The sequence below is a fragment of the Streptomyces corchorusii genome, assembly GCF_001514055.1.
GTDB classification, from domain to species: Bacteria; Actinomycetota; Actinomycetes; order Streptomycetales; family Streptomycetaceae; genus Streptomyces; species Streptomyces olivaceoviridis.
In genome coordinates, this window is the sequence record NZ_KQ948353.1 from 571,493 (window position 1) to 594,921 (window position 23,429).

General features: G+C 73.2%; 22 protein-coding genes. 13 read left to right on the top strand and 9 right to left on the bottom strand.

Going from position 1 to position 23,429, the window contains the following annotated elements; translation table 11 throughout:
* Nucleotides 1-14: 14 nt before the first annotated feature.
* Genes AQJ11_RS09600 through AQJ11_RS09610 form a run of 3 tightly spaced genes read right to left on the bottom strand, consistent with a single transcriptional unit; the run spans nucleotide 15 to nucleotide 3,563 of the window.
* Nucleotides 15-989 carry an ABC transporter permease gene (locus AQJ11_RS09600; RefSeq protein WP_058083142.1) on the bottom strand — a complete coding sequence of 325 codons (975 nt, stop codon included), beginning with the start codon at nucleotides 987-989 and terminating at the stop codon, nucleotides 15-17.
* Nucleotides 982-2,049, bottom strand: coding sequence for an ABC transporter permease (locus AQJ11_RS09605; protein ID WP_014676584.1), 1,068 nt, complete (start codon nucleotides 2,047-2,049; stop codon nucleotides 982-984). Before AQJ11_RS09605 ends, AQJ11_RS09600 begins: the two co-directional genes overlap by 8 nt.
* A complete protein-coding gene (locus tag AQJ11_RS09610) occupies nucleotides 2,046-3,563 on the bottom strand; it encodes a sugar ABC transporter ATP-binding protein (RefSeq protein ID WP_058083140.1) in 1,518 nt (505 codons plus the stop codon). Before AQJ11_RS09610 ends, AQJ11_RS09605 begins: the two co-directional genes overlap by 4 nt.
* Before the next feature lie 308 nt (nucleotides 3,564-3,871).
* On the opposite strand from AQJ11_RS09610, the gene rhaI reads away from it, so the two are divergent.
* The 7 genes from rhaI (at nucleotide 3,872) to AQJ11_RS09645 (ending at nucleotide 12,835) form a co-directional block, all read left to right on the top strand.
* Entirely contained in the window at nucleotides 3,872-5,032 is a 1,161-nt protein-coding gene (gene rhaI, locus AQJ11_RS09615) for an L-rhamnose isomerase (protein ID WP_014676582.1), read from the top strand.
* A 133-nt stretch (nucleotides 5,033-5,165) separates the two neighbouring features.
* A complete protein-coding gene (locus AQJ11_RS09620; RefSeq protein ID WP_059262601.1) occupies nucleotides 5,166-7,205 on the top strand; it encodes a bifunctional rhamnulose-1-phosphate aldolase/short-chain dehydrogenase in 2,040 nt (679 codons plus the stop codon).
* Entirely contained in the window at nucleotides 7,202-8,665 is a 1,464-nt protein-coding gene (locus AQJ11_RS09625) for a rhamnulokinase (RefSeq protein ID WP_208616468.1), read from the top strand. The genes AQJ11_RS09620 and AQJ11_RS09625 overlap by 4 nt, the downstream gene beginning before the upstream one ends.
* Before the next feature lie 72 nt (nucleotides 8,666-8,737).
* Nucleotides 8,738-9,493, top strand: a complete 756-nt coding sequence (locus AQJ11_RS09630; protein ID WP_059262605.1) for a (Fe-S)-binding protein — start codon at nucleotides 8,738-8,740, stop codon at nucleotides 9,491-9,493.
* On the top strand, nucleotides 9,490-10,968 hold the full coding sequence (locus tag AQJ11_RS09635) for a LutB/LldF family L-lactate oxidation iron-sulfur protein (RefSeq protein WP_058083136.1): 1,479 nt from the start codon (nucleotides 9,490-9,492) through the stop codon (nucleotides 10,966-10,968). The genes AQJ11_RS09630 and AQJ11_RS09635 overlap by 4 nt, the downstream gene beginning before the upstream one ends.
* Nucleotides 10,965-11,606, top strand: a complete 642-nt coding sequence (locus tag AQJ11_RS09640) for a LutC/YkgG family protein (RefSeq protein ID WP_059262608.1) — start codon at nucleotides 10,965-10,967, stop codon at nucleotides 11,604-11,606. The genes AQJ11_RS09635 and AQJ11_RS09640 overlap by 4 nt, the downstream gene beginning before the upstream one ends.
* Before the next feature lie 74 nt (nucleotides 11,607-11,680).
* Nucleotides 11,681-12,835 (top strand): ABC transporter ATP-binding protein, encoded by a 1,155-nt coding sequence (locus tag AQJ11_RS09645; RefSeq protein ID WP_059262610.1) that lies wholly within the window; start codon nucleotides 11,681-11,683, stop codon nucleotides 12,833-12,835.
* A gap of 6 nt (nucleotides 12,836-12,841) precedes the next feature.
* On the opposite strand, the gene AQJ11_RS09650 is transcribed toward AQJ11_RS09645, so the two are convergent.
* The 4 genes from AQJ11_RS09650 to AQJ11_RS09665 all read right to left on the bottom strand — a co-directional run bounded on the left by AQJ11_RS09650 (nucleotide 12,842) and on the right by AQJ11_RS09665 (nucleotide 15,902).
* A complete protein-coding gene (locus AQJ11_RS09650; protein WP_244218167.1) occupies nucleotides 12,842-13,855 on the bottom strand; it encodes an ABC transporter substrate-binding protein in 1,014 nt (337 codons plus the stop codon).
* Nucleotides 13,852-14,523 (bottom strand): ABC transporter permease, encoded by a 672-nt coding sequence (locus AQJ11_RS09655; RefSeq protein ID WP_059262612.1) that lies wholly within the window; start codon nucleotides 14,521-14,523, stop codon nucleotides 13,852-13,854. The genes AQJ11_RS09650 and AQJ11_RS09655 overlap by 4 nt, the downstream gene beginning before the upstream one ends.
* Nucleotides 14,520-15,200 (bottom strand): ABC transporter permease, encoded by a 681-nt coding sequence (locus tag AQJ11_RS09660; RefSeq protein WP_014676573.1) that lies wholly within the window; start codon nucleotides 15,198-15,200, stop codon nucleotides 14,520-14,522. Before AQJ11_RS09660 ends, AQJ11_RS09655 begins: the two co-directional genes overlap by 4 nt.
* A gap of 129 nt (nucleotides 15,201-15,329) precedes the next feature.
* Entirely contained in the window at nucleotides 15,330-15,902 is a 573-nt protein-coding gene (locus AQJ11_RS09665) for a TetR/AcrR family transcriptional regulator (protein WP_059262614.1), read from the bottom strand.
* 137 nt (nucleotides 15,903-16,039) lie between these two features.
* Between AQJ11_RS09665 and AQJ11_RS09670 the strand changes: the two genes are divergently transcribed.
* The 3 genes from AQJ11_RS09670 to AQJ11_RS09680 all read left to right on the top strand — a co-directional run bounded on the left by AQJ11_RS09670 (nucleotide 16,040) and on the right by AQJ11_RS09680 (nucleotide 19,354).
* Nucleotides 16,040-16,897: an AAA family ATPase gene (locus AQJ11_RS09670; protein WP_014676571.1), complete on the top strand. Its 858-nt coding sequence runs from the start codon at nucleotides 16,040-16,042 to the stop codon at nucleotides 16,895-16,897.
* On the top strand, nucleotides 16,894-18,249 hold the full coding sequence (locus AQJ11_RS09675; RefSeq protein WP_059262615.1) for a vWA domain-containing protein: 1,356 nt from the start codon (nucleotides 16,894-16,896) through the stop codon (nucleotides 18,247-18,249). The genes AQJ11_RS09670 and AQJ11_RS09675 overlap by 4 nt, the downstream gene beginning before the upstream one ends.
* 130 nt (nucleotides 18,250-18,379) lie before the next feature.
* A complete protein-coding gene (locus AQJ11_RS09680; RefSeq protein WP_059262617.1) occupies nucleotides 18,380-19,354 on the top strand; it encodes a D-cysteine desulfhydrase family protein in 975 nt (324 codons plus the stop codon).
* A gap of 60 nt (nucleotides 19,355-19,414) precedes the next feature.
* Here AQJ11_RS09680 and AQJ11_RS09685 read toward each other — a convergent pair whose 3' ends face one another.
* Nucleotides 19,415-19,771 (bottom strand): cupin domain-containing protein, encoded by a 357-nt coding sequence (locus AQJ11_RS09685; protein WP_058083128.1) that lies wholly within the window; start codon nucleotides 19,769-19,771, stop codon nucleotides 19,415-19,417.
* Nucleotides 19,772-19,983: 212 nt separating this feature from the next.
* On the opposite strand from AQJ11_RS09685, the gene AQJ11_RS09690 reads away from it, so the two are divergent.
* Together AQJ11_RS09690 and AQJ11_RS09695 are read left to right on the top strand one after the other, a co-directional pair.
* Complete coding sequence (locus tag AQJ11_RS09690) at nucleotides 19,984-20,583, top strand: HD domain-containing protein (protein WP_059262619.1); 600 nt, start codon at nucleotides 19,984-19,986, stop codon at nucleotides 20,581-20,583.
* A gap of 2 nt (nucleotides 20,584-20,585) precedes the next feature.
* On the top strand, nucleotides 20,586-21,152 hold the full coding sequence (locus AQJ11_RS09695) for a GNAT family N-acetyltransferase (RefSeq protein ID WP_059262621.1): 567 nt from the start codon (nucleotides 20,586-20,588) through the stop codon (nucleotides 21,150-21,152).
* Nucleotides 21,153-21,165: 13 nt separating this feature from the next.
* On the opposite strand, the gene AQJ11_RS09700 is transcribed toward AQJ11_RS09695, so the two are convergent.
* Nucleotides 21,166-22,449, bottom strand: a complete 1,284-nt coding sequence (locus tag AQJ11_RS09700) for a LysR substrate-binding domain-containing protein (RefSeq protein WP_244218168.1) — start codon at nucleotides 22,447-22,449, stop codon at nucleotides 21,166-21,168.
* Nucleotides 22,450-22,631: 182 nt separating this feature from the next.
* Between AQJ11_RS09700 and AQJ11_RS09705 the strand changes: the two genes are divergently transcribed.
* Nucleotides 22,632-23,327, top strand: coding sequence for a type 1 glutamine amidotransferase domain-containing protein (locus tag AQJ11_RS09705; protein WP_059262624.1), 696 nt, complete (start codon nucleotides 22,632-22,634; stop codon nucleotides 23,325-23,327).
* The last annotated feature ends 102 nt before the right edge of the window (nucleotides 23,328-23,429 follow it).

Sequence of the window (23,429 nt, forward strand, 5' to 3'; positions counted from 1 at the left end):
CGGCCGCGGACGGGCTATCCGGTGGAACCGGCCGCCCGCGCGAGAGAGATCTGCCGCGCGACCCGGGGGCCCAGCACGGACACCACGAGCAGCACACCGGTGACGACGATCTGCGACTGGGCCGAGACGTTCAGCAGACTCATCACGTTCTGCAACGCGCCGAGCAGGAAGACACCGGCGACGGCCCCGCCGATCGTGCCCCTGCCCCCGTCGAAGTCGATCCCGCCCAGCAACACGGCGGCGACGACGGACAGTTCGAGTCCGGTGGCGTTGTCGTACCGGGCACTGGCGTAGTGCAGCGCCCAGAAGACACCGGTCAGCGCCGACATGGCGCCCGTGGCGACGAACAGCAGGAGCTTGGTCCGCTTCACCCGGATGCCCGCGAAGCGCGCCGCCTCCTCCCCCGCTCCGATCGCGAACAGCGACCGGCCGAACGGAGTGGCGTGCAACAGCACCACGGCGACGGCGAGCAGCACCAGGAAGGGCAGGAAGGCCTGCGGCAGGAAGGAGTCACCGAGGCGGCCGGCGGCGAAGTCCAGGTACTGCGAGGGGAAATCGGTCACCGCGTCGGAGCCGAGCACGATCTGCGCGACACCCCGGTAGGCGGCCAGCGTGCCGATGGTGACCGCCAGCGACGGCAGCCCGAGCCGGGTCACCAGCAGGCCGTTGAGCAGCCCGCACGCCACCCCGAGCAGCAGGCACAGCGGGATGATCTGCTCGATGGCCATGCCCTCGTTCCACAGCTTGCCCATCACCGCGCCGGACAGCCCGGCCGTGGACGCGACGGACAGGTCGATCTCGCCGGCGACGACCAGCAGGGTCATCGGCAGGGCGATCAGCGCGATCGGGAGCGTGTTGCCGATGAGGAACGACAGGTTGAGCGCGTTGCCGAAGCCGTCGACGAAGCCGAACGACAGCAGCAACAGGACGATGAGCAGCGCGCCGACGACCGTGTCCCAGCGGACCGCGCGGGTGAGCGACTCAGGCACCGGCCTTCTCCTTCGCCATGGCGGACCTCCTGGGGGCCGACTTCTTCTTCAGGGCGGCGGCCACGCGCAGCGCCACGATCCGGTCGACGGCGATGGCGAGCAGCAACAGGACGCCGTTGATGGCGAGCACCCACACGGAGCTGACGCCGAGCGCGGGCAGCACGCTGTTGATCGAGGTGAGCAGCAGGGCGCCGAGGGCGGCGCCGTAGACGCTGCCGGAGCCTCCGGTGAAGGCGATGCCGCCGACCACGACGGCGCTGACGACGGTGAGTTCGTAGCCGTTGCCGGTGCCGGAGTCGACGTTGCCGAACCGGGCCAGGTACATCGCGCCGGCGAGTCCGGCGAGCGCTCCGCAGAAGGTGTACGCGGCCAGGATGCGCTTGCGGACCGGGATGCCGGCCAGCCGGGCCGCCTCCGGGTTGGAGCCGAGGGCGTACAGCTCCCGCCCGCTGCCGTAGTGCTTGAGGTAGTAGCCCGTCGCCACGAGCACCACCAGCGCGATCACGGCGAGCCAGGGGATGGCGGAGATGCCGCCGGAGCCGAAGTCGACGAAGCCGCCGGGCAGATCGGCCGCGGTGATCTGGCGGGAGCCGACCCAGATGGAGTCGACGCCCCGGATGACGTACAGGGTGCCGAGGGTGACGACGAGGGCGGGGACCTGGCCGAGGCTCACGAGGAGGCCGTTGAGCAGCCCGAGGCCGATGCCCAGCAGGACGGCGAGGAGGATCGCGACGACCGCGTTCCCGCCGCCCTGGAGGTAGGTTCCGGCGGCGAAGGCGCTGATGCCGAGCGTGGAGCCGACGGACAGGTCGACGTTGCGGCTGAGGACGACCAGTGACTGGCCGGTGGCGACCAGCACCAGGATCGTCGCGTTGAGGAGCAGGTCCTTGACGCCCTGCTCGGACAGGAACTCGCTGTTGCCCGCCTGGGTGACGGCGATCATCACCAGGAAGACGGCCAGGATGGCGAGTTCGCGCATCTTGAAGACCCGGTCGACCAGCCGGGTGCCGCCGGAGCGGGGTGCCCCGGTGACGGGGGTCTCGTCGGTGGTGACCGTCATGCGGCGGCCCTCCCGGTGGCTGCGGCCATCACGGTCTCCTCGGTGGCGTCGGCGCGGGGTATCTCGGCGGTGATCCGGCCCTCGTGCATCACCAGGACGCGGTCGGCCATGCCGAGGATCTCGGGCAGGTCGGAGGAGATCATCAGGACGGCGACCCCGTCGGCGGCCAGCTCGCCGAGCAGCCGGTGCACCTCGGCCTTGGTGCCGACGTCGATGCCCCGGGTGGGTTCGTCCACGATGAGCACCTGGGGGCCGGTGGCGAGCCACTTGGCGAGGACGACCTTCTGCTGGTTGCCGCCGGACAGGGTGGAGACGGCGTCCGCGATCCGGGCGTACTTCACCTGGAGCTTCACGGCCCAGTCCAGGGACCGGCTGCGTTCGGCGGTCCGGTGCACCAGCCCGGCCCGGGCGGTCGTACGGAGTCCGGTCAGGCCGATGTTCCGTTCGATGGACATGTCCATCACCAGTCCCTGGGCCCGCCGGTCCTCCGGTACGAGGGCGAGTCCGGCCGCCATCGCGGCGGACGGGGCGCCGTTGGTGAGCCGGCGCCCGCCGACCTCGACCTCGCCCGCGTCCCAGCGGTCGACGCCGAACACGGCCCGGGCGACCTCGGTGCGCCCGGCCCCGACCAGCCCGGCGAGGCCGACGATCTCTCCGCGCCGGACCTCGAAGGAGACGTCGGTGAAGACGCCCTCGCGGGTCAGCCGCCGCACGCTGAGCGCGACGTCGCCGGCCTGGACCTGCTGCTTCGGGTACAGCTCGGCCAGGTCGCGGCCGACCATGCGGCGGACCAGGTCGTCCTCGGTCATCCCGGCGAGCGGCTCGCTGGCGATCCAGGCGCCGTCCCGCAGCGTGGTGACCTTCTGGCAGATCGCGAAGATCTCCTCCAGCCGGTGGGAGATGAACAGCACGGCCGCGCCCTGCTCGCGCAGGGTGCGGACCACGCCGAAGAGGCGGGCCACCTCGCTGCCGGTGAGCGCGGCGGTCGGCTCGTCCATGATCAGGACCCGGGCGTCGAAGGACAGCGCCTTGGCGATCTCCACGATCTGCTGGTCGGCGATGGACAGGCCACGGGCGGGCCGGTCGGGGTCGAGATCGACGCCGAGCCGCCGCATCAGGGCGGCCGTGGCCGCGTGGGTGGCCTTGTGGTCGATCCGGCCGAGGGCGCGCCGGGGCCGGCGGCCCATGAAGATGTTCTCGGCGATCGACAGGTCAGGGAAGAGCGTGGGTTCCTGGTAGATCACGGCGATGCCGGCGTCGCGGGCGTCGCCGGGGCCGTGGAAGACGACGGGCTCGCCGTCGAGCAGCACCTGACCGGTGTCCGGCCGGTGCACTCCGGCGAGGGTCTTGATCAGCGTCGACTTGCCCGCGCCGTTCTCTCCGGCGAGGGCGTGCACCTCGCCGGGCAGCAGCTCCAGGGAGACGTCCCTCAGGGCGCGTACGGCGCCGAAGGACTTCGAGACGCCCTTGAGTGCCAGCACCGGGGCCGGTCCCGTGTCAGGCGGGTGGGTCATGGGGGCTCCTCGACGACACCGGCGAAGGGGCCGCGAGGCCGCCACGGTGTCGTGAAAGGTTTCAAGTGGATTGCGGGGACCGTAGGCACCACAGTCATGTCACGTCAATGGGTCCGTGTCGAAAAACTTTCGATAGCCAAAGGTCACGGCCGGATCACGGAAGACGGGGTCCGCCGGAGTCCTTGACACCCCTGCGGTCGGCACCTAGCTTGCCGTTCTGAATCGTTTCACATTCCGCGTTTCGCATGCTCGGTCGTTCCGTCCGACATCCGCTCAGTCGCCTCCCCCGACACCACAGGAGCCCCCAAGTGACCGACCTCGCCGCGGTGAAGGCCGCGCTCAAGACCCAGGCCGTCGAGACGCCGTCGTGGGCGTACGGGAACTCGGGCACCCGGTTCAAGGTGTTCGCCCAGGCCGGTGTGCCGCGCTCGCCCTGGGAGAAGCTGGAGGACGCGGCCCAGGTGCACGCCTTCACCGGGGTCGCGCCCACGGTCGCCCTGCACATCCCGTGGGACACGGTGGAGGACTACGCGGCGCTCGCGAAGTACGCCGAGGAGCGCGGGGTGCGGCTGGGCGCGATCAACTCCAACACCTTCCAGGACGACGACTACAAGCTGGGCAGCGTCTGCCATCCGGACGCGGCGGTGCGGCGCAAGGCCGTCGACCACCTGCTGCGGTGCGTCGACATCATGGACGCCACCGGGTCACGGGACCTGAAGCTGTGGTTCGCCGACGGGACGAACTACCCCGGGCAGGACGACATCCGCGCCCGGCAGGACCGGCTGGCCGAGGGGCTGGCCGAGGTGTACGCGCGGCTGGGGGACGGCCAGCGGATGCTGCTGGAGTACAAGTTCTTCGAGCCGGCGTTCTACACGACCGACGTGCCGGACTGGGGAACCGCCTACGCGCACTGCCTGAAGCTCGGCGACAAGGCCCAGGTGGTCGTCGACACCGGGCACCACGCACCGGGGACCAACATCGAGTTCATCGTGGCGCTGCTGCTGCGGGAGGGGAAGCTCGGCGGGTTCGACTTCAACTCGCGCTTCTACGCCGACGACGACCTGATGGTGGGGGCGGCCGACCCCTTCCAGCTCTTCCGGATCATGTACGAGGTGATCCGGGGCGGGGGGTTCACCTCCGACGTCGCGTTCATGCTCGACCAGTGCCACAACATCGAGGCGAAGATCCCGGCGATCATCCGGTCGGTCATGAACGTGCAGGAGGCCACCGCGAAGGCGCTGCTGGTCGATCGGGCGGCGCTGGCCGGGGCGCAGGCTTCCGGGGACGTGCTGGGGGCCAACGCCGTGCTGATGGACGCGTACAACACGGATGTGCGGGGGCTCCTCGGGGAGGTCCGGGAGGAACTGGGGCTGGACCCCGATCCGATGGGCGCGTACGCCCGGTCCGGGTGGGCCGAGCGGATCGTCGCCGAGCGGGTCGGGGGCGAGCAGGCCGGCTGGGGGGCGTGACGCGTCCGCCTCCGAAGCGCCGTTGCGGGGCGCGGGTCCGTCGTGGCTCGTCGCGCCCACCCGGCGGAGCCGCGTACCGACACGGCCCCGCGCCCCTTCACCACGTCCCCCCTCCTGGAAGGAACCGGTAGTCATGACCACCCGTCCCGAAGTCGACGCCCTCCTCGACCGCTCCCACCGGCTCGGCTCCGATCCCCGTAACACCAACTACGCCGGCGGGAACGCGTCGGCCAAGGGCAGCGCCACCGATCCCGTCACCGGGGGTGATGTGGAGCTGATGTGGGTGAAGGGCTCCGGGGGCGACCTCGGCACGCTCACCGCGTCCGGGCTGGCCGTGCTGCGCCTGGACCGGCTGCGGGCCCTCGTGGACGTGTACCGCGGTGTCGAGCGCGAGGACGAGATGGTCGGCGCGTTCGACTACTGTCTGCACGGCAAGGGCGGGGCCGCGCCCTCCATCGACACCGCCATGCACGGCCTGGTGGACGCCCCGCACGTGGACCACCTGCATCCCGACTCGGGGATCGCGCTCGCGTGCGCGGCCGACGGGGAGAAGCTGACCGCCGAGTGCTTCGGGGACAGCGTGGTGTGGGTGCCGTGGCGGCGGCCCGGGTTCCAGCTCGGACTGGACATCGCCGCGATCAAGGAGGCCAACCCGCAGGCCATCGGGTGCGTTCTCGGCGGGCACGGGATCACCGCGTGGGGATCGACGTCCGAGGAGTGCGAGCGCAACTCGCTGCACATCATCCGGACCGCCGAGGCGTTCCTCGCCGAGAAGGGGAAGGCGGAGCCCTTCGGGCCGGTCGTCGAGGGGTACGAGGCCCTGCCCGAGGCCGAGCGCAGGGAGCGGGCCGCCGCGCTCGCGCCGTACGTCCGGGGCCTGGCGTCCCAGGACCGGCCGCAGGTCGGGCACTTCACCGACTCCGAGGCCGTCCTCGACTTCCTCGCCCGCGCCGAGCACCCCCGGCTGGCCGCCCTCGGCACCTCCTGCCCCGACCACTTCCTGCGCACCAAGGTCCGGCCGCTGGTGCTGGACCTGCCGCCGGCCGCGCCGCTGGAGGACGCCGTCGCCCGGCTGCGGGAGCTGCACGCCGCCTACCGCGAGGAGTACGCCGCCTACTACCGGCGGCACGCCCTGCCCGACTCCCCCGCCATGCGCGGCGCCGACCCGGCCATCGTGCTCGTCCCGGGTGTCGGCATGTTCAGCTTCGGCAAGGACAAGCAGACCGCCCGGGTGGCGGGCGAGTTCTACGTCAACGCCGTCAACGTCATGCGCGGGGCCGAGGCCGTGTCGTCGTACGCGCCGATCGAGGAAGCCGAGAAGTTCCGGATCGAGTACTGGGCGCTGGAGGAGGCCAAGCTCCAGCGGATGCCGAAGCCCAAGCCGCTCGCCACGCGCGTCGCGCTCGTGACGGGGGCCGGCAGCGGGATCGGGAAGGCCATCGCGCACCGGCTGGCGGCGGAGGGGGCGTGTGTCGTCGTCGCCGATCTGAACGGCGAGAACGCCGTGGCCGTCGCCGAGGAACTGGGCGGGCCGGACAAGGCCGTCGCCGTCACCGTGGACGTCACCGACGAGGAGCAGATCGCCGCCGCGTTCAAGGCGGCCTCCCTCGCCTTCGGCGGGGTGGACCTCGTCGTCAACAACGCCGGGATCTCCATCTCCAAGCCGCTGCTGGAGACGTCGGTCAGGGACTGGGACCTCCAGCACGACATCATGGCCCGCGGCTCCTTCCTCGTGTCGCGGGAGGCGGCACGGGTGATGACCGTGCAGGGGCTGGGCGGCGACATCGTCTACATCGCCTCCAAGAACGCCGTGTTCGCCGGGCCCAACAACATCGCATATTCCGCCACCAAGGCCGACCAGGCCCACCAGGTGCGCTTGCTGGCCGCCGAGCTGGGTGAGCACGGGATCCGGGTGAACGGGGTCAACCCGGACGGTGTGGTGCGCGGGTCCGGGATCTTCGCCGGGGGATGGGGGGCGCAGCGGGCCGCGGTGTACGGGGTGCCGCAGGAGAAGCTGGGTGAATTCTACGCGCAGCGGACGATCCTGAAGCGGGAGGTGCTGCCCGAGCACGTGGCGAACGCCGTGTTCGCGCTCACGGGCGGGGAGCTCACCCACACCACCGGGCTGCACATCCCGGTCGACGCGGGTGTGGCGGCCGCGTTCCTGCGATGAGCGCGGGCGTGAAGTCGTACGCCGCCGTCGATCTCGGCGCTTCCAGCGGGCGGGTGATGGTGGGGCGGGTGAGTCCGGACTCGGTGGAGCTGAGCGAGGTGCACCGGTTCCCCAACCGGCCGGTGCGCGTACCGGAGGGGCTGCGCTGGGACATCCTGGCGCTCTACGGCGGTGTCCTCGACGGGCTCCGGGCGGCCGGCGCCCACTGCGGTGGACGGCTCGCCTCCGTGGGCATCGACAGCTGGGCCGTCGACTACGGCCTGCTGGACGCCGACGGGGCCCTGCTCGGCAACCCGGTGCACTACCGCGACGCCCGCACCGAGGGGGTCGCGGAGAAGGTGTGGGCGACCGTGCCGGCGGCGGAGCTGTACGCGGCGACGGGCATCCAGCACGCGCCGTTCAACACCCTGTACCAGCTCGCGGCCGCCCGCGCCTCGGAGCAGTTCGCCCACGCCAGGCGGCTGTTGCTGGTCCCGGACCTGCTGGCGTACTGGCTCACCGGCGAGCAGGGCACCGAGCTGACCAACGCCTCCACCACCCAGCTCGTCGATCCCCGGACCCGGGACTGGTCGTACGAGGTCGCCGAGCGGCTGGGCATCGACCTCGGGCTGTTCCCGCCGCTGCGCCGGCCGGGCGATCCGGCCGGGACGCTGCGGCCACAGGTGCTGGCGGAGACGGGCCTCGCCGGTCCGGTGCCGGTGACGGCCGTCGGCTCGCACGACACCGCGTCGGCGGTGGCCGCCGTCCCGGCGGCCGGGGAGCGCTTCGCCTACATCTGCACCGGCACCTGGTCCCTGGCCGGCCTGGAACTGTCCGCCCCGGTGCTCACCGAGGAGAGCCGGGCCGCGAACTTCACCAACGAACTGGGGCTCGACGGCACCGTCCGCTACCTGCGCAACATCATGGGGCTGTGGCTGCTCCAGGAGTGCGTACGGGCCTGGGGCGAGCCGGATCTGGGAACGCTGCTGCGGGAGGCGGCCACCGTGCCGGCGCTGCGCTCGGTGGTGGACGCCGGGGACGAGGCGTTCCTGGCGCCGGGGCGGATGCCGGAGCGGATCGCCGAGGCGTGCCGGGCGTCGGGGCAGCCGGTGCCGGGAACCCCGGCCGAGACCACCCGCTGCATCCTCGACTCGCTGGCCCTCGCCCACCGGCGGGCCGTGCTGGACGCGCAGCGGCTGGCCGATCATCCGGTGGACGTGGTGTACCTGGTCGGCGGCGGCACCCGCAACGCGCTGCTGTGCCAGCTGACGGCCGACGCCTGCGGGCTGCCGGTGGTGGCCGGCGCCACCGAGGCGGCGGCCCTCGGCAACGTGCTCGTGCAGGCCCGCGCGGACGGGCTCGCCGGCGACCTCGCCGCCCTGCGCGGGCTGCTCGTCCGGACCCAGCCGCTCACCCGGTACACGCCCCGCGGCGACACCGGCCCGTGGCGGGCGGCCCAGGCCCGGCTCGCCGCGCGGTGAGCCGCGGTCTCCCGTCGGCGCCGCCCGCCGACTACCCTTCACTCGTCCGATGACCGACACCGAGGAGCCGCGATGCGTGTCGCCCTGTTCCTGACCTGTGTCAACGACACGCTGTATCCGGACACCGGCCGGGCCGTGGTGAAGCTGCTGACCAGGCTGGGTGTCGACGTCGACTTCCCGATGGCGCAGACCTGCTGCGGACAGGCCCACTACAACACCGGCTACCGGCATGAGGCCGAGCCGCTGGCCCGGCATTTCTCCGATGTCTTCGGGGAGTACGAGGCGATCGTGACCCCGTCCGGGTCGTGCGGGGCGATGGTGCGCGAGCTGTATCCCCGCATGGGCGAGCGGGCCCGGGCCGAGGGGCGCGGGGACGTGCTGGCGCGGACGCTGGCGCCGGTGGTGCCGAAGACGTACGAGCTGACGGAGTTCCTGGTCGACGTGCTCGGGGTGACGGACGTCGGGGCCTACTACCCGCACACGGTGACCTACCACCCGACCTGCCACGGGCTGCGCGGGCTGGGGCTCGGCGACCGGCCGCGCCGGCTGCTCCGGGCCGTCAAGGGGCTGGAGCTGGTCGAGTTGCCGGGCGCGGAGGAGTGCTGCGGCTTCGGCGGCACGTTCGCGGTGAAGAACGCGGAGGTGTCGGCGGCGATGGGCGCGGACAAGGTGCGCAACGCGGAGTCGACCGGCGCGGAGGTGCTGTGCGCGGCCGACAACTCCTGCCTGATGCACCTCGGCGGCACGATGAGCCGGCTGCGCACGCGCATGCGGCCGGTGCACATCGCGGAGATCCTGGCGAGCACGGAGGAGGAACCGGCGGTATGACCGGAACGTATCTCGGCATGCCGGCCTTCCCGAAGGCCGCGCACGACGCCGTCCACAACCCCGTCCTGCGGGGCAATCTGCGGCACGCCACCCACACCATCCGGGCCAAACGGGCCAAGGCGGTGGGCGAATTGCCCGACTGGGCGGCGCTGCGCGAGGCGGGCAGGCGGATCAAGGACCACACCCTGCGCCATCTCGACCGCTACCTCGTCCAGTTGGAGGAGTCGGTCACCGCGGCCGGCGGTACGGTCCACTGGGCGGCGGACGCCGAGGAGGCCAACCGGATCGTCGCCCGGCTGGTCAAGGAGACCGGCGAGTCGGAGGTCGTGAAGGTCAAGTCCATGGCCACGCAGGAGATCGGCCTCAACGAAGCCCTGGAGGCCGAGGGCATCCGCGCCTACGAGACCGACCTCGCCGAACTGATCGTGCAGTTGGGCAAGGACCGCCCCTCGCACATCCTGGTCCCGGCCATCCACCGCAACCGGGGCGAGATCCGCGACATCTTCCGCACCGAGATGGGTGAGTGGGGCCGCCCGGCCCCGGAGGGCCTGACGGACACGCCCGCCGAACTCGCCGAGGCGGCCCGGCTGCACCTGCGGGAGAAGTTCCTGCGCGCCAAGGTCGGCGTCTCCGGCGCCAACTTCATGGTCGCCGAGACCGGCACGCTGGTCGTCGTGGAGTCCGAGGGCAACGGCCGGATGTGCCTGACCCTGCCGGAGACGCTCATCTCGGTCGTCGGCATCGAGAAGGTAGTGCCCACCTGGCGCGACCTGGAGGTCTTCCTCCAGACCCTCCCCCGCTCCTCCACCGCCGAGCGCATGAACCCGTACACCAGCATGTGGACCGGAACGACGGACGGCGACGGTCCGCGCGCCTTCCACCTGGTCCTGCTCGACAACGGCCGCACCGACACCCTCGCCGACCGGGTCGGCCGCCAGGCGCTGCGCTGCATCCGCTGCTCGGCCTGCCTGAACGTGTGCCCGGTGTACGAGCGGGCGGGCGGGCACGCGTACGGCTCGGTCTACCCGGGCCCCATCGGCGCCATCCTCAGCCCCCAGCTGAGGGGCACGGCGAGCGAGATCGACGCCTCCCTGCCGTACGCGTCGAGCCTGTGCGGGGCCTGCTACGAGGTGTGCCCGGTGGCCATCGACATCCCCGAGGTGCTGGTGCACCTGCGGGAGCGGGTGGTCGAGGGCGGTCCTGCGGTGCGGCGGGGCAACACGGTGGTGCTCCGGCCGGCGAAGGGGCACGCGGCCGAGCGGGCGGCGATGCGGGCGGCGCGCTGGGCGTTCACGCACCCCGGCGCCCTGCGCACGGGCCAGCGGCTGGCCTCCCGCACCCGCCGGCTGCACCCCCGTACCCTGCCCGGCCCCGGCCGGGCGTGGAGCGGTACCCGGGACCTGCCGGCCGTGCCGCCGGAACCGTTCCGGGACTGGTGGCAGCGCACGCGCGGCGGGAAGGACGGTGCGAAGTGAGCAGCAGGGAGCGGATCCTGGGCCGGGTGCGGCGCGCGCTCGCGGACGTGCCCGCTGACGAGGGGCCGTACGAGGAGGCCGTCCCCCGGGACTACCTGCGCGAGCACGAGCGGCGGACCACCGAGGAGACGGTGGAGCTGCTGGCGGAGAACCTGGTGGACTACCGGGCCATCGTGCACCGCTGCGACGCGGAGGAGCTGCCGCTGCTCGTCATGCGGCTGCTGGCCGAGCGCGGCTCCCGGGAGGTGCTGGTTCCTCCGGGGCTGCCGCCGGAGTGGCTGTCCGCCGCCGATCCCGTGCGGATCCACGACCGGGTGGCGGACACCGCCCAGCGGCTGGACCGGGTGGGCAGTGTGGTGACGGGATGTGCCGTGGCGATCGCCGAGACCGGCACGATCGTGCTCGACGGCTCCCCGGACCAGGGCCGGCGGCGCATCTCGCTCGTCCCGGACCACCACATCTGCGTCGTGCGCGTCCCGGACCAGGTCGTCTCCTCCGTCCCCCAGGCCCTCGAACGACTCGACCCCACCCGCCCGTTGACGTGGATCTCGGGCCCGTCGGCCACCAGCGACATCGAACTGGACCGGGTGGAGGGCGTCCACGGCCCCCGCACCCTGGAGGTGATCCTGCTCGGCTGACCGCGCCTCCCGGGCGTCCGCCGGTCGGGGCACGACGGAATGAAGCGCGCGGCGGCCTGCCGTACGTTGAGGGAATGATCCGGTTCGAGCAGGTGACCAAGCGGTACCCGGACGGTACGACGGCCGTGGACGACCTCTCCTTCGAGGTGGCCGAGGGGGAACTGGTCACGCTCGTCGGGCCCTCCGGGTGCGGCAAGACGACGACCATGATGATGGTGAACCGGCTCATCGAGCCGACCTCGGGCCGGATCCTCGTCGGCGGCGAGGACATCGCGACCGTCGACCCGGTCCGGCTGCGCCGCCGGATCGGGTACGTCATCCAGCAGGTGGGCCTCTTCCCGCACCGCACCGTCCTGGACAACACCGCGACCGTGCCGGCGCTGCTCGGCTGGAAGCGGGCGAAGGCGCGGGCCCGGGCGGCCGAGCTGCTGGAGCTGGTGGGGCTGGATCCGCGGACCTACGGGCCGCGCTATCCGGAGCAGCTGTCCGGCGGGCAGCGGCAGCGGGTCGGCGTGGCGCGGGCGCTGGCCGCGGATCCGCCGGTGCTGCTGATGGACGAGCCGTTCGGCGCGGTCGACCCGGTGGTGCGGGAGCAGTTGCAGGACGAGTTCCTGCGGATGCAGGCGGCGGTGCGCAAGACGGTGCTGCTGGTCACGCACGACATCGAGGAGGCCGTCCGGCTCGGCGACCGGATCGCCGTGTACGGGCAGGGCCGCATCGAGCAGTTCGACACGCCGGGCGCGGTGCTGGGGGCGCCCGCGACCCCGTACGTCGCCTCCTTCGTGGGCGCGGACCGCGGGCTGAAGCGGCTGTCGGTCACCGCGATCGAGCCGGACGACCTGGAGCAGCCGCCCGTGGCCCGCCCGGAGGAGCCCGCCGCGCGGGCGCTGGAGCGGCTGCGGTCCGCGGGCGCCCGGTGGGCGGTGGTCCTGGACCCGGGCGGTGACCTGCACGGCTGGGTCGGCGTCGAGGAACTGCCGGCGGGCGGCACGGTCGGGGACCTCGCCCACCGCATGACCGCCTGGGTGCCGGTCGGCGCGCCGCTGAAGCAGGCGTTCGGGGTGATGCTCCAGCACGACGCCGGGTGGGTCGCCGTGCTGGACGGGGCGCGGTTCCTCGGTGTGCTGACCCCGGCGAAGCTGCACGAGGCGCTGCGCCGTTCGGTGGACGCCGACGCGCGCGGGGTGACGCGGGGGCAGGTGCCGTTCGACTCGGTGGCGGACGCCTAACCCGGGTCACTTCAGCAGGCCCTTGTCCTTCAGATAGGTGCGGGCCACGTCGGCGGGCAGCCGCCGCCAGCTGTCCACCTGCCGGTTCATGGCGGCCAGGTCGGCGGTGGTGAGCACGTCATTGAGTCTGCCGAGCGCCTTCGCGACGCCGGCGCCGCCCGCGCGGGCGCGGTTGACGACGGGGACGACGTAGTCGGCGTTCTGCAAACGCTTGTCGTCGGCGAGCAGGACCAGGCCGAAGGCGTCGAGGGTGGCGTCGGTGGTGGTGGTCAGCACCATCTGGTCGCGGCCCTCCTGCACGGCCCGCTTGGCCTGGGTGGTGCCGACCCCCTTGGGATCGATGCCGGTGATGTGGATGCCGTACACCTTCTTCAGCCCGGGCGCGCAGTACGGCCGTCGCACGCATTCGTCGCCCGCCGCGAGGCGTACCTTCAGTCCGGAGGCGCCGAGGTCGCTGAGGGTCCTGAGGTGGTGCCGGCGGGCGTAGGCGGCGGTCACCGCGAAAGCGTTCTGGTCGACGGCCCGGCCGGGCGGGAGGACGGTGAGGCCGCGGGGTGCCGCGAGGGCGCGCAGGGCCTTCATCGTGGCGCCGAGGTCCGGCGAGCCGGCCGGGGGCGCGTCGGCGCCGTGGGTCTTGGCGCTCAGCCAGTCGGCCAGGGTCGCCGCGTACTCGGGTACGACATCGATCTGGCCGGACTCCAGGGCGGGTTCGTACAGCTCCCGGTTGGCGACCGTGAGGAGGGACGTCTTGTAGCCGGCCTGGTCGAGCAGCTGGGCGTACATCTGGGCGAGCAGATCGCTCTCGGTGAAGCCGGCCGAGCCGATGGTCAGGTGGCGGCTGTCCCCGGGCGGGGCGGTGACCTGCCCGCGGTCCTCCAGGGACGGGCCGGTGGCACAGGCACCGAGCGCGAGGAGGGCGGCCGTGGCGAGTGCGGTACGGCGGCTGAGGAGGGCGGGCGAGGCGCGTGCCGTGCGGTGGCCGGGAAGGGGGGAGGCGGCAGGTGCCGTACGGTGTCTCATCGGCCGCCCCGGACCCAGGCCGGTGCCACTCGCTCGGCGATCTCGAAGACACCCTCGACGAGCAGGGCGAACACCGCGACGAGCAGCGCGCCCGCGACCACCTGGGGCGTGCTGGCCAGGTTGAAGCCCGCCGTGATGATCCGGCCGAGGCCGCCGCCGCCCGCGAGCGCGGCGATCGTGGCGGTGGCGACGAGCTGGACGGCGGCGATGCGCACGCCGTTCAGCAGCAGGGGGAGCGACAGGGGCAGTTCCACGTGGAACAGCAGCTGTCGGCCGGTCATGCCCATGCCCCGGGCGGCCTGGACGACGCTCCGGTCGACCTCGCGCATGCCGACGTAGGCGTTGGTGAGCAGCGGCGGTACGGCGAACAGCACGAGGGCGACCACCGTGGGGCCGTCCCCCCACCTCCCGACCGGGGTCAGCAGGAGCAGGACCAGTACGGCGAAGGTGGGCACGGCCCGGCCGACGTTGGAGATGTTCACGGCGAGCGCGCCGCCCTTGCCGAGGTGGCCGAGGACGAGCGCCACGGGCAGCGCGATCAGGCAGCTGAGGACCAGGCAGACGACGGTGAGCAGGAGGTGCTGGAGCAGCCGGTGCCGGATGCCGTCGTCGCCCGTCCAGTGCGTGGGGTCGGTGAGCCAGTCCCAGGCGGCGGTGAGGGTGCTCATGACCGGGCCGCCCGCGTCCAGGGGGTGATCAGCCGCTGTACGCCCAGTAGGAGCAGGTCGGCGGCGACGGCGATCAGCACGCACAGCACGGACGCGGTGAGCACCTGCGCCTTGAAGTAGGTGTTCATGCCGGCGTAGATGAGGTTGCCGAGACCGCCGAAGCCGACGATCGCGCCGACCGTGAGCAGCGAGACCGCCGAGACGGTCGCGATGCGCAGTCCGGCCATCGCGGCGGGCAGGGCCAGGGGCAGTTCCACGGTGAGCAGCAGGCGGACGGGGCCGTAGCCGAGACCCCGCGCGGCCTGCCGGGTCTCCTCCGGGACCGCGCGCAGGCCGGCGAGGATGTTCCGGACGAGCAGGGTGAGCGAGTACAGCACGAGTCCGGCGACGACCAGGGTGGCCGAGAGGCCGTAGAGGGGCAGGAGGAGCGAGAACATGGCCAGCGACGGGATGGTGTAGAGGATCGTCGTCACGGCGAGGACCGGCCCGGCCGCCCAGCCCCAACGGCGAGCCAGCACCGCCAGCGGCAGCGCGATGACCAGGCCGATCAGGACCGACAGGAAGGTCAGCTCAAGGTGCTGGACGACCGCGTCGAGCAGGATCTGGCGGCGGGTGCTCAGATAGGCACCGCAGATCCACTCGTTCCGCGCGAGGCAGTCGTCCGGGGGCGCGCTCACGGGTCCATTGGACCGTACGGGCGAGGACGGCGGCGCGTTGTGGTGGCCCGGACGGGGGCCCTGAAGGTCCGTGCGGTGCGGCGCGCACGCGAACCCGGGCCGCCGCGGCACGCATCCCTCCGGTGCGTCCTAGCGGACTCCCGCCGCGTCCAGCAGGGCCGTCACCGTGGTCGTGGCGAGTGCGTCGTCCAGGTGTTCCACCCGGGCGCCGGCGCGGGCGCTGGCGCCGTCGAAGACGAGCAGGAGCTGGCGGGCGAGCAGCTCGGGATCCCGCGCGCCGCCGCTCTCCGCCTCCTCACGGAAGGCGCTCAGCAGCGTCTCCTTGGCTTCGCGGGCGACCACGCTCGCCGGATGCTCGGGATCCTTCACCTCGACCAGCACGGCCAGGTAGGGGCAGCCGTGGTACTCGGGTTCCGCGGAGCCCTTCTCCAGTTGTTCGAAGACGTACAGGATCCTCTCGCGCGGGGTCGCGGACGCTGGATCGGGGTGGGTCAGCCGGGACTGGTACGCCGGCATCCGCCGCTCCAGGCTGGCGGCCAGCATGTCGTCCTTGCTCTCGAAGAGCTGGTACATCGACCGCTTGGAGACGCCCGCCTCCCGGCACAGGGCCTCGATGCCGATGGACACACCGTCGCGGTAGGAGAGCCGTGCGGCGGCGTCGAGCAGCCGGTCGCGGGGGGACGCCTTCTGTGTGCTGGTCATACCGCGAGATTACCGCGACGCCGACGCGGAGGATACCGATCGGTGTACACGATGGCGCGGAGGGTGAACAAGCGCTTAGATAGGAGATCGGAAACCGTTCCTCCCGGACCCTGTCCCCGACCCCGCCGGAGGCCCCGTTGTTCACGTCCGTCGACGACGTCTCCGCCCGTCTCGCCGAGACCGGCTACCTCGCCTCCCCCGCCGTCGCCACGACCGTGTTCCTCGCCGCCCGGCTGGGCAAGCCGCTGCTGGTGGAGGGCCCCGCCGGGGTCGGCAAGACCGAGCTGGCCAAGGCCGTCGCCCAGGTGGCCGACGCCCGGCTGGTCCGGCTCCAGTGCTACGAGGGCGTGGACGAGTCCCGGGCCCTGTACGAGTGGAACCACGCCAAGCAACTGCTGCGCATCAGCGCGGGCCGCGGCGAGAGCTGGGACGAGACCCGCACCGACATCTTCACCGAGGAGTTCCTGCTCCCCCGCCCGCTGCTGACCGCCATCCGCGGCGACGAGCCGACCGTGCTGCTCATCGACGAGACCGACAAGGCCGACGTCGAGATGGAGGGGCTGCTGCTGGAGGTGCTCAGCGACTTCCAGGTCACGGTCCCGGAGCTGGGCACCGTCACGGCGACCCGCCGCCCGTTCGTCGTCCTCACCTCCAACGCCGGCCGCGAGCTGTCCGAGGCGCTGCGCCGCCGCTGCCTGTTCCTGCACATCGGCTTCCCCGAGGAGGAGCTGGAGCGGCGGATCGTACGGCTGAAGGTGCCCGGCCTCGGCGCGGCGCTGACCGAGTCGGTGGTCCGGGTGGTCGGGGCGCTGCGCGCGATGGACCTGCGCAAGGTGCCGTCCGTCGCAGAGACCATCGACTGGGCCCGCACCCTGCTCGCCCTGGGCGCCGGCACGCTGGACGAGACCGTCGTACGGGACACCCTCGGGGTGATCCTCAAGCACCAGGACGACATCCAGAAGGCGGCGGCCAAGCTCGACCTGGACGCGCTGTGACCGCCGTCGCGGACCGGATCACCGGCCTGGTCGCGGCGCTGCGCGCGCACGGGGTGCGGATCGGCACCGGGGAGACCGTGGACGCGGCCCGGGCAGTGGAGGCGCTGGGACTCGCGGACCGGGAGCGGCTGCGTGAGGGGCTGGCGGCGACGCTGCTGCACGGACCGGGTCAACGGGCCCTGTTCGACCCGGTCTTCGACCTCTACTTCCCGCGCGCAGTCGGCGGTCCCGAGGACGCTCCCCGGGACCGGGAAGCCCTGCGCGACCGGCTGGCCGAGGCGCTCGCCGCCGACGACCGGGCGATGATGGCCCGGTTGGCGGCGGAGGCGGTCGACGGCCTGGGCGGGTACGGGAGTTCACCGGGATCGGACGGCTGGTCGGCGTACCAGACCCTGGACCGGCTGCGGCCCCAGACCCTGCTGGCCCGGGTGCGGGCCGACGTCCGGGGCCGGGACGGCGACGGCGGCGCCGGGTTCGCGGACCGGTTGCTGGACGACGAGATCCGCCGCCGCATCGAGGAGTTCCGGCGGCTGGTGGGGGCGGAGGCCCGGCGCCGGGTGGCCGAGCGGCGGGGGCGGGACGAGATCGCGCGGCGGGGCGTGCGGCCGACCGCCGACCGGGTCGACTTCCTGATCGCGAACCGGGACCAGCTGACCGAACTCCGCCGCGCGGTCCAGCCGTTGGCGCGGAAGCTGGCCACCCGGCTCGCCGCGCGCCGCCGCCGGGCCGCGCGCGGCACGATCGACCTGCGCCGCACCCTGCGCTCCTCGCTGTCCACGGGGGGCGTGCCGATGCGGCCGGTGCTGCGGCGGCGCCGCCCGGTCCGGCCCGAACTGGTGCTGCTCTGCGATGTGTCGGGCTCGGTGTCCGGCTTCTCGGACTTCACCATGCTCCTCGTGCAGGCGCTGCACGACCAGTTCGGCAAGGTGCGCGTGTTCGCGTTCGTCAACCGGCTCGACGAGGTCACCGGCCTGCTCGACCACGGCCGCGCCGACCCCGACGGGCTCGGCGCCCGCATCCGCGCCGAGGCCACGCTCACCGGCTGGCACGGCAGCAGCGACTACGGCGTGGCGCTGGGCGAGTTCGCCGAGCGGTACGGCGGTGCGGTGGGGCCGCGTACGACGGTGTTCGTCCTCGGTGACGCCCGTACGAACATGAGCGACCCGAACCTCCCCGCCGTACGCGAGCTGGCCCGGCGGGCCCGGCGCGTCTACTGGCTCAACCCCGAGCCACGCGACCGCTGGGGCACCGGTGACTCGGCCGCGCCGGCGTACGCCGAGCTGGTCGAGATGCACGAGTGCCGCACGGCGGCCCAGCTCAGCGCGCTGATCGCGGGCCTGCTGCCGGTGTGAGACCCGGGCACGTGACCATGCCCGGCTGATCCGCTCCGCGCGAGATCACGGACCCCGCCGCCGGTATGACGCGAGGTGCCCCGCCGTGATCGACTGACCCCAACGCCGACACCGACTCAAGGACGTCCCCATGACCCACCCGCCCGTGCCGCTGAGCACCTTCCCCACCCCTCTGGAACCGGCGCCCCGGCTCGCCGCCGCGCTCGGGCTCGGGCCCGAGGACCTGTGGGTGAAGCGGGACGACCTGACCGGCCTGGGCGGCGGCGGCAACAAGATCCGCAAGCTGGAGTGGACGGTGGGCGCGGCCGTCGCCGAGGGCGCCGACACGCTCGTGACCACCGGTGCCCCGCAGAGCAACCACGCCCGGCTGACCGCCGCCGCGGGCGCCCGGCTCGGGCTGGACGCCGTCCTCGTCCTGCGCGGCACCCCGGGCGCCTCCCGCTCCGGGAACCTCGCCCTGGACGGCCTGTTCGGGGCGCGGCTCGCCTGGGCGGGCGAGGTGGACCAGGCCGGGCTGGACGCGGCGGCGGCCGAGGTCTGCGCGCGGCTGCTGTCCGAGGGCGCCCGCCCGGCACTGATCCCGTTCGGCGGCTCCGGCACGCTGGGCGCCAGGGGGTACGTACGCTGCGGCACGGAGCTGCGCGAGCAACTGCCGGACCTGCGTACGGTGGTCGTGGCCCTCGGCTCGGGCGGCACGATGGCCGGGCTGGTCGCGGCCCTGGGCAGCGGGTCGGTCCTCGGCGTCGACGTGGGCGCGCTGACCGACCCGGCCACGGCGGTCGCGGAGTTCGCCGCACCGCTCACGGCGGAGGCGGTCACGCCGCACACCCTGCGGATCCGCCGGGACCAGGTGGGCGCCGGCTACGCGGCCCTCACCGCCCCGGTACGCGAAGCCCTCCGGCTCGCCGCCCGCACCGAGGGCCTGGTCCTCGACCCCATCTACACCGGCCGCGCCCTGGCCGGCCTGCACGCCGCGGTCCGCGACGGCACCGTCCGCCCGGACGAGCGGACGGTCTTCCTCCACACCGGCGGTCTCCCGGGCCTGTTCGGCCACACGGACACGATCGCCTTCGCGGAGGAGGGCGCGCGGGTCTTCGACGTGTAGACCGGCCCCGCCGGACCGCTGCCAGGGCCCGCGAGCCCGGCATGATCCAAACGAGAGGCCCTAGCCCTTCGCGTACTCGTTCGCCATCGTCCCGGCGAAGTCGTACAGCACGACCTGCTCGTCGCCGACCACCCAGGCGTCGTGGCCGGGCGGGAGGACGAAGACGTCGCCGGGGCCGACCTCGCTCTCGCCGCCGTCGTCCATGCGGATGTGCATCCGGCCCCGCACCACGTACCCGTTGTGGTGGACCATGCAGCTCTCGGTGCCCGCGATCGGCGCCACGCTCTCCGACCAGCGCCACCCGGGTTCGAACGTGCCCACCGCGAAGTCGAGCCCGGTCAGGTGAAGGGCTTCGAGGTGGCCGCGGGGGAAGTCGCGCCGTTCGTCCGGCTTCTCGACCGTCTTCACTTCCAGCATGACGGTGTCCTCCCTTCCGGCCGCTGACCGCGGCCGGGGCCGGCCTCCGTCCCCCGGCGGCCTCGGACGGCACCGGCGCTGCGGCGGCGGCCGTACCCCACGGCACCATCGTCGGACCCCGGTCCCCGCATCGCCATCCAGGGGGCGGGGGACAACGATGTCGGCAGCACCGGCCGAGGGGCCGTGGACACGTCACTGATTACCCTGGCACGGTGACAGCCGGCGACACACCGTCGATCGCGACGGACGACCTGGACGACCCGCCCCTGCGCCCCCTGCCCGAGCGGGCCGCCCTGCTGCTGGGGCAAGTCGGCGCACCGCCACGGCTGGTGGCCCACCTGCGAGCGGTGCACGATGTCGCGGCACAGCTCCTGGAGTGGGTACGACCGCGCTGTCCGGGGCTGGAGCTGGACGCGGAGGCGGTGCTGTTCGGTGCCGCCACGCACGACATCGGCAAGGCACTGCACCCGGCCGAGCTGTCCGGTCCGGGCGCGCGACACGAGGCGGCGGGGCGGGAGTTGCTGCTGGAGCACGGCGTGCCGGCCGGCCTCGCCCGGTTCGCCGGCACCCACGCGTCCTGGACGGCTCCCGGGACCGGCGTGGAGGACCTGCTGGTGAGCCTGGCCGACAAGGTCTGGAAGAACAAGCGCGTCCCGGAGCTGGAGGACCTGGTGGTGGCGCGGCTGGCCGAGACCGACGGACGGCCCGCCTGGCAGTGGTTCATGGAGCTGGACGAAGCCCTCACCGCCGTCGGGGAGGACGCGGACCGTAGGCTGGCCTACCAGATGTCCCACCCTCTCGGCCGAAGGTGACCATGTTCGCGACCCCTCTCGGCGCCGACGGTGCCGAACTGTGTCCTCTCCAGCCGTGGCAGGCCGCGGAGTTCCTCGCCCATGTGGACCGGGGCCGGGAGTTCATCGGCCGGTTCAACGGACTGCCGGACGTGGTCACGGATCTCGCCGCCGGCCGGGCGTTTCTGGAGGCGTACGCCGAGAAGGAGGCGGCCGACGCGGGGCTCATCCGGGCGATCCGCCTCGACGGCACCCTGGTGGGGGCGGTGATCCTGCGCCGGATGGACGTGCCGCAGGGTACGGCGGAGGCGGGCTGCTGGCTGGAACCGGCCGCGGTGGGCCGCGGTCTGGTGACCCGGGCGGCACGCCTGCTCATCGACTGGGCGATCCGGGAGCGGGGCGTCCACCGCGTCGAGTGGTGGGTGTCGGCCGGCAACGCGCCCAGCATCGCGGTCGCCCGCCGGCTCGGCATGCGCAAGGAGGCCGTGCTGCGGGAGAGTCACCTGTACCGGGGCGAGCGGCATGACGAGGAGATCTGGTCGGTCCTGGCCCCGGAGTGGACGGCCGGCCCGGGAGCCGGCTCGTCCTGACGCCCCCACCTGCCTACCACCTGCGCGCCGCCCGCAGCAGGAGGGCGCGGACGCGGGCCACGTCGGGGTTGTCGGAGGCACCGGGGCGCTGGACGAGGAAGCCGGTGTTGATCGGCGGGTCCTCCGGTTCCAGCAGCGCGACGAGCGCGCCGGAGGCCAGGAGGTCCTGGCACAGGTAGCGGGGCAGCACGCTGAACCCGGCGCCGGCGGCCACGGCCGCGAGCACCCCGCGCAGATCGGGGACGGTCACGGCGGCGGTACGCGACAGACGCCGGCCGAAGACGTGCCGCCAGTACCGGCGGGCGATCGGCAGATCCTCGGCGTAGGTGATGAGCGGAACCTCGTGCAGCACGGCGGGGTCGAAGGAGTCCGGCGCGACGAACGACCGCCGGCCGGCGTGCCGCACGGCGGGCCCTGGGGCCTCGGTGGCCTGCCCGGTGGGTCCTTGATACTCGGCGCCCCGCCCGGCGGACCCTTGGCCCTCGCCGCCCCGCCCGGCAGGCCCTTGCCCCTCGGCGCCCCGCCCGGCGGATCCTTGACGCCCGGCGGACCCCGGACCCTCGCCGCCCGGTTTAGCGGACCCCGGACCCTCGGCGCCCTGCCCGGCCGGGCCCTGTCCGTGGATCTCGTCCTCGGTCTCCGGTACGACGACCCCGTCGGTGTCCGTATCCCGCTCGACGACCCCGCGCCCCTCGGTCTTCCGCCCGGCGGCCCCCTCGCCCTCGTTCTCCCGCGCGGGTCCGCGCCCCAGCAGCCGCTCGGCCCAGATCGGGGCCGCGACCAGTACGAACTCCTCGTCGGTGAGCGGGACCGCGTGCACCGTACGGCCGCGTGGGCGGGTGGTGGCGATCACCAGATCGTGGCGGCCGGCCCGCAGTTCGTCCAGCAGCGGATCGGTCAGCCCGGTCGCCACCCGCAGCCGTACGCCCTCCGCGATCAGCGGCGCGAGGGCCGGCAGGGCCCTGGTGCACAGGAGTTCCGCCGGGCCGGCCAGATGGACGGGCTCGGCCCGGGTCCCGGCCCGCGGGGTGGGACCGGCGACGGCGGCCAGCTCGTCCAGGGGCGCGGCGATCCGGGCCGCCAGCTCGTCGGCCACCGGGGTCGGCGTCACGCCGCGCGGCAGCCGTTCGAACAGCTCCCGGCCGGTCTGCCGTTCCAGTGCGCGCATCTGCGTCGTCACCGTGGGCTGTGACAGGCCGAGCAGCCGGGCGGCGCCGGTGAAGGAACCGGAGCGGTACACCGCGAGGAAGGTGCGCAGCAGGTTGAGGTCGAGGGAAGCGAGGGAAGCGGTCTCCACGGGTCCGAGTATGGCCGCCGCGTATTCCCCGGCCGCCATAGGAAACCCAATGTCAGCCATTCGGTGCTTCATTGGATGTCTATGGGCCGACTCGCCTACGTTCTTCTCGCAGGCCCGAACCGCCGCATCCGCGCGCGGCCCCGAGCCGCCTGTGGACGCAAGCCTTCTGGAGAGAGAACCGCATGTCGAAGATCCTGTTCGTGATGACCGGCGCCGATCACTGGACGCTCGCCGACGGCACCGCGCACCCGACCGGCTTCTGGGCCGAGGAGGCCGTGGTCCCCTACCGGGCCGTCAAGGCCGCCGGTCACGAGGTCGTCGTCGCCACGCCGGACGGTGTGGTGCCGCCGGTCGACCGGGCGAGCCTGGCCGCCGAGGTCAACGGCGGCCAGGAGAAGGCCGACGAGATCACCCGCGCGCTGGAGGAGATGACCGAACTGCGGACGCCGGTGAAGCTCGCGGAGGTGGACCTCGCCGACTTCGCCGCCGTGTTCTACCCGGGCGGCCACGGCCCCATGGAGGACCTGGCCGTGGACGCCGAGTCGGGCCGGCTGCTGGTGGCGGCCCTGGACTCGGGCAAGCCGCTGGCCGTGGTCTGCCACGGTCCGGCCGCCCTGCTCGCCGCGGTCCGCTCCGACGGCGGCAACGCCTTCGCCGGCTACCGCGCGGCGGCCTTCACCAACGAGGAGGAGACCCAGGGCGGCCTCGCCGACCAGGCCAAGTGGCTGCTCCAGGACCGGCTGACCGAGGCGGGCATCGAGGTGCGGGCGGGTGAGCCGTGGGCGCCGCACGTCGTGGTGGACCGCAACCTGATCACCGGCCAGAACCCGGCCTCCTCGGCCCCGGTCGCCGAGGAACTGCTGAAGCAGCTGGGCTGAGACCCTTCGGGCGCGGGCGGGCGGTCGCTCGGGAGTAGCGGGAAACGGGTGGCGGAAAACGGGGCGGGAAACGGGTCGCGGAAAATTCGCCGGACGTCACCC

Coding starts and splice junctions, on each gene's coding strand:
- AQJ11_RS09620 (WP_059262601.1), top strand. CDS start 5,166: ATGACCACCCGTCCCGAAGTCGACGCCCTCCTCGACCGCTCCCACCGG.
- AQJ11_RS09645 (WP_059262610.1), top strand. CDS start 11,681: ATGATCCGGTTCGAGCAGGTGACCAAGCGGTACCCGGACGGTACGACG.
- AQJ11_RS09680 (WP_059262617.1), top strand. CDS start 18,380: ATGACCCACCCGCCCGTGCCGCTGAGCACCTTCCCCACCCCTCTGGAA.
- AQJ11_RS09695 (WP_059262621.1), top strand. CDS start 20,586: ATGTTCGCGACCCCTCTCGGCGCCGACGGTGCCGAACTGTGTCCTCTC.
- AQJ11_RS09705 (WP_059262624.1), top strand. CDS start 22,632: ATGTCGAAGATCCTGTTCGTGATGACCGGCGCCGATCACTGGACGCTC.
- AQJ11_RS09605 (WP_014676584.1), bottom strand. CDS start 2,049: ATGACGGTCACCACCGACGAGACCCCCGTCACCGGGGCACCCCGCTCC.
- AQJ11_RS09625 (WP_208616468.1), top strand. CDS start 7,202: ATGAGCGCGGGCGTGAAGTCGTACGCCGCCGTCGATCTCGGCGCTTCC.
- AQJ11_RS09665 (WP_059262614.1), bottom strand. CDS start 15,902: ATGACCAGCACACAGAAGGCGTCCCCCCGCGACCGGCTGCTCGACGCC.
- AQJ11_RS09685 (WP_058083128.1), bottom strand. CDS start 19,771: ATGCTGGAAGTGAAGACGGTCGAGAAGCCGGACGAACGGCGCGACTTC.
- AQJ11_RS09630 (WP_059262605.1), top strand. CDS start 8,738: ATGCGTGTCGCCCTGTTCCTGACCTGTGTCAACGACACGCTGTATCCG.
- AQJ11_RS09635 (WP_058083136.1), top strand. CDS start 9,490: ATGACCGGAACGTATCTCGGCATGCCGGCCTTCCCGAAGGCCGCGCAC.
- AQJ11_RS09610 (WP_058083140.1), bottom strand. CDS start 3,563: ATGACCCACCCGCCTGACACGGGACCGGCCCCGGTGCTGGCACTCAAG.
- AQJ11_RS09650 (WP_244218167.1), bottom strand. CDS start 13,855: ATGAGACACCGTACGGCACCTGCCGCCTCCCCCCTTCCCGGCCACCGC.
- AQJ11_RS09655 (WP_059262612.1), bottom strand. CDS start 14,523: ATGAGCACCCTCACCGCCGCCTGGGACTGGCTCACCGACCCCACGCAC.